This window comes from Streptomyces sp. NPDC000880 (genome assembly GCF_053599675.1).
The window spans coordinates 1-11,362 of sequence record NZ_JBSFMS010000175.1; the positions used below are offsets into that span (position 1 = coordinate 1).

At 68.4% G+C, this 11,362-nt stretch carries 11 protein-coding genes and 2 pseudogenes; 7 read left to right on the forward strand and 6 right to left on the reverse strand.

Annotated elements, in window-relative coordinates; all coding sequences use genetic code 11:
- The first annotated feature begins 96 nt into the window (after nt 1-96).
- Nucleotides 97-423, forward strand: a complete 327-nt coding sequence (locus ACWDO5_RS33295) for a putative quinol monooxygenase (RefSeq protein WP_450534289.1) — start codon at nt 97-99, stop codon at nt 421-423.
- A 197-nt stretch (nt 424-620) separates the two neighbouring features.
- Here ACWDO5_RS33295 and ACWDO5_RS33300 read toward each other — a convergent pair.
- Nucleotides 621-725, reverse strand: a pseudogene (locus ACWDO5_RS33300) (YnfA family protein); the annotation flags it as partial.
- A 183-nt stretch (nt 726-908) separates the two neighbouring features.
- Here ACWDO5_RS33300 and ACWDO5_RS33305 point away from each other — a divergent pair.
- The gene (locus tag ACWDO5_RS33305) at nt 909-1,562 is read left to right on the forward strand and encodes a hypothetical protein (RefSeq protein ID WP_450534290.1); all 654 of its coding nucleotides are present in this window, start codon (nt 909-911) and stop codon (nt 1,560-1,562) included.
- Nucleotides 1,563-1,874: 312 nt separating this feature from the next.
- On the opposite strand, the gene ACWDO5_RS33310 is transcribed toward ACWDO5_RS33305, so the two are convergent.
- Entirely contained in the window at nt 1,875-2,423 is a 549-nt protein-coding gene (locus ACWDO5_RS33310; RefSeq protein WP_450534291.1) for a nuclear transport factor 2 family protein, read from the reverse strand.
- Nucleotides 2,420-3,253, reverse strand: coding sequence for a class I SAM-dependent methyltransferase (locus ACWDO5_RS33315; RefSeq protein ID WP_450534292.1), 834 nt, complete (start codon nt 3,251-3,253; stop codon nt 2,420-2,422). Before ACWDO5_RS33315 ends, ACWDO5_RS33310 begins: the two co-directional genes overlap by 4 nt.
- A gap of 357 nt (nt 3,254-3,610) precedes the next feature.
- On the opposite strand from ACWDO5_RS33315, the gene ACWDO5_RS33320 reads away from it, so the two are divergent.
- Complete coding sequence (locus tag ACWDO5_RS33320) at nt 3,611-4,093, forward strand: IclR family transcriptional regulator domain-containing protein (RefSeq protein WP_450534293.1); 483 nt, start codon at nt 3,611-3,613, stop codon at nt 4,091-4,093.
- 126 nt (nt 4,094-4,219) lie between these two features.
- Nucleotides 4,220-4,850 (forward strand): annotated as a pseudogene (locus ACWDO5_RS33325) (SpoIIE family protein phosphatase); the annotation flags it as partial.
- Nucleotides 4,851-5,114: 264 nt separating this feature from the next.
- Here the strand turns inward: ACWDO5_RS33325 and ACWDO5_RS33330 are convergent.
- The gene (locus tag ACWDO5_RS33330; protein ID WP_450534294.1) at nt 5,115-6,683 is read right to left on the reverse strand and encodes a PTS ascorbate transporter subunit IIC; all 1,569 of its coding nucleotides are present in this window, start codon (nt 6,681-6,683) and stop codon (nt 5,115-5,117) included.
- A 21-nt stretch (nt 6,684-6,704) separates the two neighbouring features.
- Nucleotides 6,705-7,508, reverse strand: a complete 804-nt coding sequence (locus ACWDO5_RS33335; protein ID WP_450534295.1) for a PTS sugar transporter subunit IIA — start codon at nt 7,506-7,508, stop codon at nt 6,705-6,707.
- Here ACWDO5_RS33335 and ACWDO5_RS33340 point away from each other — a divergent pair.
- A complete protein-coding gene (locus tag ACWDO5_RS33340; protein WP_450534296.1) occupies nt 7,507-8,061 on the forward strand; it encodes a hypothetical protein in 555 nt (184 codons plus the stop codon). The two genes, ACWDO5_RS33335 and ACWDO5_RS33340, sit on opposite strands and share 2 nt — an antisense overlap.
- Here ACWDO5_RS33340 and ACWDO5_RS33345 read toward each other — a convergent pair.
- Complete coding sequence (locus ACWDO5_RS33345; protein ID WP_450534297.1) at nt 8,058-8,957, reverse strand: LysR family transcriptional regulator; 900 nt, start codon at nt 8,955-8,957, stop codon at nt 8,058-8,060. The genes ACWDO5_RS33340 and ACWDO5_RS33345 overlap by 4 nt on opposite strands.
- A gap of 406 nt (nt 8,958-9,363) precedes the next feature.
- Here ACWDO5_RS33345 and ACWDO5_RS33350 point away from each other — a divergent pair, with 406 nt between their 5' ends.
- Nucleotides 9,364-10,488 (forward strand): LLM class flavin-dependent oxidoreductase, encoded by a 1,125-nt coding sequence (locus tag ACWDO5_RS33350; protein WP_450534298.1) that lies wholly within the window; start codon nt 9,364-9,366, stop codon nt 10,486-10,488.
- Entirely contained in the window at nt 10,485-11,093 is a 609-nt protein-coding gene (gene msuE, locus ACWDO5_RS33355) for an FMN reductase (protein ID WP_450534299.1), read from the forward strand. Before ACWDO5_RS33350 ends, msuE begins: the two co-directional genes overlap by 4 nt.
- Nucleotides 11,094-11,362: the final 269 nt, after the last annotated feature.

Genomic DNA, 11,362 nt, shown 5'->3' on the forward strand with positions numbered 1-11,362 from the left:
TCGCCGTCGGGGCGCTCTGGCTCTGACAGGAGTTCGCAGGACGATGCGGGCGGCCCCCCGGGTCCCTGAACGCCGAGGCGCGCATAGAATGACTGAATGATCTTCATTGTTGTCAAGTTTCCAGTGAAACCCGAGTACGCCGACGAGTGGCCGGACCGCGTCGCCGACTTCACCGCTGCCACCAGGTCCGAGCCGGGCAACATGTGGTTCGAGTGGTCCCGCAGCATCGAGGACCCCACGACCTACGTGGTGGTCGAGGCGTTCCAGGACGGCGCGGCCGCGGCGCACGTGAACTCCGACCACTTCCGCGCGGGGCTGGAGACCATGCGTCCCCTGCTCCGTCACACACCCGAGATCGTGAGCACCACGATCGAAGGCGCGGACGGCTGGAGCGCGATGGGCGAGCTCAAGATCGCCGAGTGATCGCGACCGGTCACGGCCTGCGTCGGTGGGAGTCTTCACGTTCCGCTCGGTGAAGGCCTGAGGAGGCGACGCATGGTTTCGGTCAGCCTCCCCGCTCGGCCGGCGGTCCCGGCTCGGCCGGCGGCCCGGCTCGTTCAGCACCTCGCTCCGTTCAACGGTCCTCGGCCCGTTCCACGGAGGGAAGTTCGCACGCACCGCCCGCCCACCGCCCAGCGGTGGGCGGGCGGCGTCGTGTCCTGGGGCACACCCTGCCAGACCAGCCAAGTGCCGCCGATCTCGAACAGGGCGGCGACGAGGAACAGGGCCCATCAACAGGAACGGCGGTAGCACACCGCCACCGGGGACGGCGTGCGACTTCACCCCGCGTGTGCTGCGCTTGATGGAGTGGACGACCCGTGGCATTACCCGGGCCCGGCCCTTGGCGGGCCTTTCCCCACAGGCGGTCTCCGCGCAGGAGCGGAGACGGGCTGTGAGAAGGAGGAGTCATGTCCGACACGGCGAAAGCGGCCCGGCACCGGAGCGGCCTGCGGAACGCTCGCTATGGCGAGATCCTTCTCATCTCGCCGGGCGAGGACGGTCATCTCAAGGCAGCCGTCTATAACACCTTCGGTCTCAACGACTGTCCGCCGGAGCGGTGGAACGCGCTCGACCCCCGTGCGCTGGCGGAGCAGTTCCAGGTGCCGATGGTGTTCCTGAACGGACCCCGCTTCTGGACGATCGACAAGGTCACGGCGTTCGAGTGGGGGGACACCGCGATGTTCGACGGCCTGGAGGCCCGCTGCGTGGCCGAACTCCGCATTCCCGCGGAGATCGACCTCACCGGGGCAACGGCCAAGAAGTACTACGTCGATTCCACGGTGAAACGGGACACCGAGTACATCCTGTCCAGCGGCAAACCGGTGCACGCGCTGCTCGCCCCGGGCGACCGCACATACGTCCTACAGGCGTACTCCCACACCGTGGACGACAGTCAGACGATGGACTCCCTGGCCACGCTCGGCCAACGGCTGCGACTCCCGCAAGGCTGGCAGTATCGGGTCCACACCCCGGAAGACGACCTTGTCGTGCGGACGGTCGCGGGAGATGCCCACGTCGTGCAGGACGAACTGGAGAACACCTACATGCTCCTCGCCCACTGAGCTGTTGGCCCGGCGGCGGGGGCTGCGATCCGTGATATCGGCACGTGTCCCGAGCATTCCGTCAATGCTCACGCTCGTGAGCGTCATCGAGGAGCCGGACTCGTCCTCGCATCCGGCCGCCGAGCGCCGCCGCGGTGCTTCCACCTGAGGCCAGCTCTCCTTGACCCACCCGGTGACCGGGTCCTCGTAGTGTTCTTCGGCCCGTCGGCGGGGGTGTCGACCGGATCGTCGGGGGAAGAAGTGCACCGCGAAGCCGCCGTGCTCGTAGATGCAAGCCCAGGGCGGGACGTTGCGACCGTGGCCCGACCGATATCACCCCGACAGGGGCCGGCCGGCGCCCGCCAGCTCGTTGAGAGGGCCGTCGGTCAGCGTGGCGCGCTCGTCGATCGCCACCGGCAGCCGAGCCATGGTGGAGGGCTCGATGAGACCCGCCTGCCCCAGGACCGATGCCTGGTCCCAGTAGATGTGCTCGCTCGCGATCAGGATGCCGTCGAACGACACGACCGCTATGACCGCGATGCTTATCGCCCTCCCCGTCGGGGCCACGCCGGGGAGGATCCAGGGGACTTCAATGTCATGGGTGAACGAGGCCAGCATCTCCTCGACGATGCGGTCGTCGCCGGTGGTGCGGGTCAGGGTCGCAAGCGTGAAGTCCCGTGGATTGCGGCCTATGAACCAGCGGCGGTAGAAGTCGCGCACGGGCCCCCTGCCGCGGGCGCCCATGGCAGTGGGTACATGGAGCACCGCTGGTGCGTCCGTCATGGTCTCCATCGTCGCGTCGACGTCGAGTGTGTCGAACTCGCTGCTGGTGTGGAGCTCCCACACGCGCTCCAGCTGCGAGCGGACGGGGTCGGTCGTCATGGAAGTGCCTCCTCGGGCTTCCATCCCCAAGCGGTGATCAGTCCGGGTGAGAGTTCGGCGCATCCGGGCGAGTCGAGCGAACGGATGGCCGCGTCGATCGTCGCTTCGTCGACCAGCCCGGTGTCCACGATGGTCACCCTCGCCCTGTCCCAAGTTTCCGTCCAGAAGCGGCTGATGGGGCTGCCGGGCAGCAGGGCAGGCACATGGATCTCGGCCGCGACGGAGGTGAGACCGGCGTCTCGCAGCAGTCGTGGATACTGCGGCACCCAGGCGACGTCGGTGCCTATGGTGTTTCGCAGCCCTTGCCACATCGCTCGCATGACCTCGGTGTACGGGGTGCTGGGGGCGCCTGCCGTCGTCAGGTCGACGGCGTCGCCGAGGACCAGCACACCTCCCGGGGCCACCAGCTCGCAGAGCTTGGTGATCATGCGCCGGTAGGAGGGCAGATGCATGAGGACGAACCGTGCGTGGACCAGGCGGAACCGGCCCGGGTCGAAGTCCGGTGCGCTGATGTCGGCCTCCAGTACCCGGAGCCCGGCAGTGGGGGACGCCGTGAGGAAGCGTACGTCGCGGTCGACCGCGAGCACGGAAGCGACCCCGGCCCGGCTCAGTAGCTTTCTTGCGACTGTGCCGGTGCCCGCGCCCACGTCCAGGCAGTGCCAGCCCGGGCCGACTCCCAGCTCTCTCAGCCGGGCCAGCGTGGTGGCGTCATAGGTGAGCCCGCCAAGGTCGATGCGCTCGGCCTCGCCGCTCTGCTCGGGCCTGAATACCGTTTCTCCGTACCGCCTTCGGGACGGAAACTGAGTATCTTCATGGTGGGGTGGAGGCATGTACGCGTCACCGCCTTGCCTTGGGGCGTCGCGCGAACAGGGTGCTGCCGGGCCGGGGGGAGAGAGCAACCGCCGTCTCGTACTCCTTCATTATGAGCGTTAAGACCGTTCTCTTCCTGTCACGCCCGTGCGCCCACGGGCGGACGACCACATGTGGGGTGCTCGGGCCCCTCACCCGCAGCCAGCCGGTCGAGCATCTTTCCGACCTCGGAGAGCGGCAGATACGCGGTCGGGACCTTCGCCAGCCCCGCCCCGCCCGCCCGCTGGGCTGGATCTGCTGCACTCCCGCGGCGGTGTTGAGGACGACCGGGTAGAACACGCCGATGGCGACCATGACGATCTTCGACATTTCGCCCAGTGTCGGCACGTCAGGCGCTCAAGGAATCGGTCTCGTTGGCGGTGCTCGACGACGGCATGTCGGTGTTCGTGGCCCGGGCCGAAGCCGAGCGCGTCGTCTCCGCGGGCGTACGCATCGGCGTCCGGCTGCCCCCATACAGCTCTGCAACGGGCAGGGTCCTGCTCGCGGCACTGCCGGACGAGGAGCTGGACGCATACCTGGCCGACTGCCGCCCCGAGGCCCGGACGGAGAAGTCACTCGTCGACGTCGAGGAGATCAGACGGCACATCGAGCCGGCCCGGACGGAGGACGTCGCCGTCACGGACGAGGAGTTGGAGCTCGGCATGCGCTCGACGGCCACCCCGGTGAAGGACGCACAGGGCAACACACGGGCGGCACTCAGCGTCAGCGCGTTCACGGCCCGCATCCCGATGGAGGACATACGCGAACAGTTCCTGCCCGCCCTCAGGGAGCACGCGGAGAGGATCGGCCGCATGCTGTGACGCCGGGCCGTCAGGCCGCAGCACCCTGGACGTGGTGCGCACCGCGGGGGAACTGACCGAGACTCTGGTGCCCGGTTTCGCCGACTTCGCCGCCGTCGACCTGTTCCCCGACGTCTTCCGGGGCGACTCGGCATCGGCGGCCTGCCCTTCGAGGCCACCGAGCTGGAGCTGCCCACCGGCAGCATCCTGGCCCTGTTCACCGACGGGCTGATCGAGTCCCGCGACCGCGACATCGACCAGAGCCTCACCGCACTCTGCCAGGCCCTGGAACAGCCCGTGCCCTCCCTGGAAGCCGCCTGCGACGCCGTCACCACCGCCCTGCTCGACGGCCGCGCGACGGACGACGTCGCGCTGCTGCTCGCCCGCACCCGGACCCTCTCGCCCGAGCAGGTCGCCACATGGGGATCCCCGCCGATCCCGCCATGGTCGAACACGCCCGGAAGGACGCCCTCCAGCAGCTCAATACCTGGGGCTCACCGAAGTGGGCTTCGTCACCGAGCTGGTGGTCAGCGAGCTGGTCACCAACGCCATCCGGCACGGCGCCCCGCCGGTACAGCTGCGCCTGATCCGCGACCGCACCCTGATCTGCGAAGTGTCGGACGGCAGCAGCACCGCGCCCAACATGCGCCGCGCCCGGGGACTGGACGAGGGTGGCCGTGGTCTGCTGCTGGTCGCCCAGCTCACCCAGGACTGGGGCACCCGCCAGACCACTACCGGCAAGACCATCTGGTGCGAGCAGCCGCTGCCCGCCGCATGACCCCGGCCCGCCGGAGGCGGCAGGCGTTGGCCCCGTCCGGTCAGCGGCCGGATGGCGGCGCCGTCCGGTCCGGGCACGGTTGTGGCGGCCGATGCCCAGATCTGCGGTCGCTCAGCACCGGCACGGACGGAAGCGCTCAGTGGTACGTGACAGCGGGGCGGGCCGGTACGGCCCGCCCCGCTGTTCTGGTCCCCTGCCCCGCAGGCTACTTGGCGCGGCCGGCCGGGCGGGAGCCGCCTCGGGTGTGCGACCGGGGACCGGCCGTCACGGGGCCGGTGGCGGAGCGGGCGCACCCGCGGGGGGCGCGATCTTCGCGAAGGCAGCCTGGCCAGAGGCGGCCGGAACCCCGTCCGTCTCGGTTCCCGCCACAGCCTCCCGCGGCATCAGGGCGTCGCGTGCGGCGCCCGGGTCCCAGCCCGTCTCGACCACGCGCTTCTGTACGAGGATGGCGGCGCCCAGGACCGCGAAGCCGATCAGCAGGATGATCACGAGACCGGCGCCGTCCCCGACCTTGCCTGCGTTGCCGATCAGCGCGCCGAACCAGCCGAAGTCGGCGTCTCCGAAGGTGGTGTTCTGGTCGCCGAACGCGCCGAGCACCTTGAGCAGCAGGGCCGGCAGGAAGGTGATGAGCACGCCGTTGAGGAAAGCCCCCACGACCGCGCCGCGCCGGCCGCCGGTCGAGTTGCCGTAGACGCCGGCCGCACCGCCGGTGAAGAAGTGCGGGACAAGGCCCGGCAGCACCAGGGCGAGGCCGAAGGCGGGGTTGAAGACCCAGGTGAGCAGGCCCAGGCTGATCAGGCCGCCGGTGAAACTGGAGATGAAGCCGATCAGTACGGCGTTCTGCGCGTACGGGAAGACGATCGGCGCGTCCAGCGCGGGCAGGGCGCCCGGCACGACCTTCTTGGCGATGCCCTGGAAGGCGGGGACCAGCTCGCCCAGGATCGTACGGACACCGAAGAGGATCACGGCGACTGCGATGCCGAACTGCAGGCCCTGCATCACCGACTGCATCAGGTAGTTGCCGACATCGGTGGCCGCACCGCCGCCCGTGCCGGTCGCAAACGCCTTGGATGCCGTCTCCTGGCCCGCCTTGGCGAGGAAGAGCAGCGCCATGACCAGGTAGATCAACAGCATGGACAGGGCGGTGGCCACCATCGAGTCGCGCAGGAAGCGCAGGCCCTCGGGAAGCTTCATTTCCTCGGTGCTGCGGCTGCGCTTGCCGACCACCTGGCCGGCCGCGCCGGCGACGATGTAACCGGCGGTACCGAAGTGCCCGATGGCGACGGTGTTGTTTCCTGTGACGCGCTTCGTCCATGGATGCGCGAAGGCCGGCATCGCGACCAGCATTATGCCGAGCAGCACGCCGCCCACCGCCACCACGACGAAGGTCGACTGGCCGACGTTCGCCAAAACCATGGTCAACAGCGTTGCCATGAACAGCATGTGATGGCCAGTCAGGAATACATAGCGGAGTGGCGTGAATCGGGCCAGCAGGAGGCCGATCACAAAGCCCAGGATCATCAGCCAGGCGACACGCGCGCCGAATTGGGCCTGGGCAATGCCCACGATGGCCTCATTCGTCGGGATGACGCCGTGCGCACCCGTCGCGCCCTGAATCATTGTTCCCAGCGGGGCAAGGGAATTGGTCACCAACCCCGCGCCGGCGCCGATCAGGAGAAAACCGAGTGTCGCCTTGATGGCGCCACCTATTATCTGCCCGACGGTTTTCTTCATTGCGACAAGACCGATGGCAGTGATGATGCCGATCAGATATGCGGGTTCGCTCAAGATCTCGTTCACGAAAAACTTTGCGGGGGATACAAGCCAGCCCATGTTCTTCTTCGTTTCCCGTCGTCAGACGTCGTAAGTGTCCCGGAGCGCCGCGTCCACCTCGGCGGTGCTGGTGAAGTCCTGGATGACCTTCACGGGCCGTCCCACCTCTCCCAGGGTCTTCGCGATCTCGCGGGAAGTGAGAAGGGCCACGGCCTCGGACGCCTTGCCCTTGGCGGAGATGGTGTCGGTCGCCTCCACGGTGACGAACTTCGACCAGCCCCAGCGGTCCAGGACCTGCTCCAGGGTGTTCTTGAGGAACAGGCTGGTGCCCACGCCGTTGCCGCACACGGTGAGGATCTTGTGCATGGAGGACTCACCTGCCGCCCGCTTCTCCGGTGCGGTGTCCCCGGCCGCCGCGGGAGAGGGGCTCGGCTTGTCGTCGCCGGTGAGAATGGCGTGCAGACCCTGCGGGGTGGGGGCCGCGGCCAGGGCGGCCGCTGTGCCGGGGTCACCCAGGAGTCGCGCCAGGCCCGCCATCGCCGACGTGTGCGCACCGGAGTCCTTGGCCGCGAGAGCGACGACCAGTTCAACCGGGTCGTTGGACTCGTGCCCGAAACCCACGGGCTCCGCCAGTCGCACCCAGGACATGCCGGTCCTGAGTACCGCGGGGGAAGGGCGGGAGTGGGCGAACGCCAAGCCGGGGGCTATGACGATGTAGGGACCGTTCTCCTCGACGTTGGCGATCATCTCGGCGGTGTAGTCATCGGTGGTGGCGCCCGTTTCCACCATGAGACCGCCGGCGATTCTGATCGCCTCGCGCCAGTCGGCCGCCCGGACGTCGAGTCGCACGGCTTCGACGGGGAGCAGGTCTATTAGTTGTGCCATGAACAAAATCCTTACACACGTCTCGGCCGGTCTCGGAACCAGGGCGATTGCAAGGTCTGATGACACTGGGTCAGTACTGGTCCGGCTCCTCGACGACTACGAGCGCACCCACTTCACCCACGACGCAAGCAGCGTGGCCGTCTCAGACGCCACCCTGAACCTGATCGCCTCCTGGTACCCGGGCCCACTGGGGCGGGTCATGCGCGCCGCGACGGTCTGCCTCATGGACGACCCGCTGCTGAAGGCATTTGGCTACCGGGCCCCGAACCCGCTGTTGCGAGCGGCGGTACGAGCCGGGATGCGGCTACGCGGCCGGGCCGTACGGCTGCTGCCACCGCGCCACGAGCCCTTCTTCGCCCGCCGGTCGCCCACTGTGCGCGGCTACAAGAACGGCTACCGGCTCGCGGAACTCGGCACGTTCGCGCCGGGCACCTGCCCCGTACCGCACGAGGCCCGCGAGGCCCGCGAGGCCGACCGCGCCCAGCGCGACAACTCGGCACGCCCCTCGTTCGAGAGTGCGATCTCGACTGCCATTTCCGGCGCATCACACTAGGCGGATTCCAAGGGCAGGTAGGAATCGGTCATCTCCAGGAGTGCTTGCAGGGGAGCGCTCGTCCGCCGGGTGGCGGAGACCGCGAGCGACAGCGTCCACGTGAGGTCGGTGTTCCGGATGCGCAGCACACGGATCCCGTCGGTGTCCGGCGTAACGGCGAACTCGGGAATGAACGCGATCCCCAGACCCTCGCGGACCAGGGCGGCCGTACTGCCGATGTCCGTCGCCTCCAGGGCGACCCAGCGTCTGAGTCCCGCCGCGGAGAATGCGGTGTCGACCAGGTCCCGGTTGCGGTACCCGACGGGGAAGTCGACGAACTGCTTGTCGGCCAGTTCCGGCAGCGACACCGTGTCGGAGGCCGCGAGCGGGTGCCCCGTGGGGACGATCAGCACCATGGGGAACGTCGCCAATGTGCGCGATGTGATGCCCGCGGGCACCGGACCGGTCAAGGCGACGAAGGCCAGGTCAATATGGCCGGCCAGGAGGCTCTGCACCAGACCGGCTGAACCGGACGGCGACACGACGAGACGGAGGGTGACCTTTGGATGCTCCGCATGAAAGCGGCCGAGCAGTCCCGGGAGGTCGATCACACGCATCGACGTCAGAGCGCCCAGGTTGATCGTGCCCTGCAGTTCGCCCCTGATTTGGCCCACGGCGTCGCGGGCGGCCTGCGCTGCGTCCAGGGTGGCCTGCGCGTGCGGCAGGAGCGCTCGCCCCGCGGCGGTGAGCGTAACCCCTTGGGACGACCGCTCGAAGAGCGCCGCACCCAGATCCTTCTCCAGCGTTCGGACGGCCGCAGAGACCGCCGACTGAACGACATGCAACCGCTGTGATGCGCGCGTGAAATTCAGCTCTTCCGCGACCGCGAGGAAGTACGTCAGGTGGCGCAGGTCCATGAGGAGAGTATCAACGCTGTTGATGCTATTCAGCAAAAAAGATCATTGGACATGCTTGCCGGTGCGGCCCTTCTAGTGGTTGAGGATTGAATCAAATGGGTGGGTGCCAGCTGGCGCCGCCCGCGGGAGAAAAGGGCGTCATGCCCACAGCGACCAGTGCCGTGCAGCGCGTTCACCCGCTGCCCGCGTGCAAACTCGGGACCCGGTCTCCGGCCGGCGGACCGGAGGCGGCGTGGCGGTCCTTCGTCGCCGGCACCCGGCTCCTCGCCGGCGAACTGGGCCGTGGTCTGCGCCGCGGCATAGAGATCCTTGCGCGCACAACCAACCCGAAGAGATCGCGGGGCCAACGCTTTGTAGAGGGCAGTCGAGCCGCCGACATGGCGGCCTCAGGACCCGAGGAGCAGCCGTGGCACCCTTTGAGATCGGGATCTTCTCGTTCGGTGAGCTGACGCCGGACCCCACGACCGGTAGGGCCCCTACCGCGGCGAGCCGCCTGCATGACTACATCGAGCAGGCCGCGGTGGCGGACGGCGTGGGGCTGGATGTGTTCGCGCTCGGTGAGCATCACCGTCGTGACTTCGCCGTGTCCGCCACGTCCGTGGTGCTCGGCGCCATGGCGCAGGCCACCCGCAACATCAGGTTGTCCAGCTCGGTGACGGTTCTCAGCTCCGAGGACCCGGTCCGCGTCTTCCAGCAGTACGCCACCTTGGACCTGATCTCCGACGGCCGGGCGGAGATCATCGCGGGCCGGGGATCGTACACCGAGTCGTTCCCTCTGTTCGGCTACGAACTGCAGGACTACGACGAGTTGTTCAGCGAGAAGCTCGATCTGCTCCTGGCCATCCGCGACAACGATTCCCTCACCTGGGAAGGCACGCACCGGCCCGGCCTGAAGGACGCCGAGATCCACCCGCGCCCCGAGCGTGAACTCCCGGTGTGGGTCGCGGTCGGCGGCACCCCCGGCTCCGTCGTCCGCGCCGCACGGCTCGGCCTGCCCCTTTCCCTGGCCATCATCGGCGGCGCTTACGGACGCTACGCACCCTTCGTGGAGCTGTACCGCGAGGCGGCCGAAACGGCAGGCCACGGCCGGAGTCTGCCGGTCAGCCTCAACTCACCCGGCTTCGTGGCCTCGACCAGCCAGGCAGCACGCGACATCGCCTATCCGTACTTCGACGCAGGGATGAAGGAGAACTTCCACCAGCGCGGCCACGGCTTCCACACACCGCGCCGCGCGTTCGACGCGCAGACCGGCCCGGCCGGGGCTCTGCTCGTCGGCAGCCCGCAGGAAATGATCGAGAAGATACTGCAACAGTACGAGGTATTCGGCCACCAGAGACTGCTCATCCAGCTCGGCTACGGAGCGGTGCCGCAGAAGGAGATGCTCGAGTCGATCGAACTGCTGGGCACCGAGGTGGCCCCCGTGGTCCGCAAGGAGATCGAGTCCCTGCAGAAGAAGAACGGCACGACGGTCGAGGGCGACGAGAAGCAGGCAACCGCCCGCAACACCGGCACCGAAGGGAACACGAAGTGAGCAGGGCACTCAAGGTCGTCAGCGTCTCCGGCAGCCTGCACGCCCCCTCGCGCACCATGGCGCTGGTCGAACAGATAGTGGAGATCCTGGCGGATCGCGTGGAACTCGACTGCCACCGCATCGATCTACACCGCCTGAGCCCGGGCCTGACCAACGCCCTGGCCCCCGACGAAGTCTCCGCGGAGGTCCGCGAGGAAATGCGGGCACTCGAGGAAGCAGATCTGATCATCGCCGCCAGCCCCGTGTTCCGTGCCTCCTACACCGGACTCTTCAAGCACTTCTTCGACATGATCGAGAACCAGTATGCGCTGGCCAACAAGCCTGTCCTCCTGGTGGCGACGGGCGGAAGCGACCGCCATGCGCTCGTCCTGGAGCACCAGTTCCGGCCGCTGTTCGGGTTCTTCCAGGCCCTTACACTTCCGGTCGGCATTTATGCTTCCGCCGGCGACTTCGACGGCCAGGTGCTCGTCAACCCGGAGGTGTATGCCCGCGTGGAAGTGGCCCTCGACGATGTCGCCGACCTGCTCCAGATGCGGGCGCAGACCGCGGCCGACGCCGACCGCAATGCCGCCGCCGAGCGGGTTGATCGCGACCGGCTCGGGTGAGAACCTGGGGGACACCGCACGCCTCCGACGAGGACCGTGACCACGCCGCATCCGCCCGGTGAACCGTTCTCCGCGAGGCCGGGCACTGCCTTCTCGGCGTCCCGCGAGACAGCCCCGGCAGGACGGGGAGGCGTGAGGACGCGGCGTGGCGAGCCCGGCGGGAACCTTCCCGAGCGGTGGACGATCGGAGGTCGGGCGTGAAGGAGCAGGCGATGAACGAGACCGCGGTGGAACGGGCCAAGCGCATCATCCAGGGCAGAGCCGGTGGG

Excerpts from the sequence above, each read along its gene's own strand:
- ACWDO5_RS33295 (WP_450534289.1), top strand. The coding sequence starts at position 97 with ATGATCTTCATTGTTGTCAAGTTTCCAGTGAAACCCGAGTACGCCGAC.
- ACWDO5_RS33305 (WP_450534290.1), top strand. The coding sequence starts at position 909 with ATGTCCGACACGGCGAAAGCGGCCCGGCACCGGAGCGGCCTGCGGAAC.
- ACWDO5_RS33310 (WP_450534291.1), bottom strand. The coding sequence starts at position 2,423 with ATGACGACCGACCCCGTCCGCTCGCAGCTGGAGCGCGTGTGGGAGCTC.
- ACWDO5_RS33315 (WP_450534292.1), bottom strand. The coding sequence starts at position 3,253 with ATGCCTCCACCCCACCATGAAGATACTCAGTTTCCGTCCCGAAGGCGG.
- ACWDO5_RS33330 (WP_450534294.1), bottom strand. The coding sequence starts at position 6,683 with ATGGGCTGGCTTGTATCCCCCGCAAAGTTTTTCGTGAACGAGATCTTG.
- ACWDO5_RS33340 (WP_450534296.1), top strand. The coding sequence starts at position 7,507 with ATGAACAAAATCCTTACACACGTCTCGGCCGGTCTCGGAACCAGGGCG.
- ACWDO5_RS33335 (WP_450534295.1), bottom strand. The coding sequence starts at position 7,508 with ATGGCACAACTAATAGACCTGCTCCCCGTCGAAGCCGTGCGACTCGAC.
- ACWDO5_RS33345 (WP_450534297.1), bottom strand. The coding sequence starts at position 8,957 with ATGGACCTGCGCCACCTGACGTACTTCCTCGCGGTCGCGGAAGAGCTG.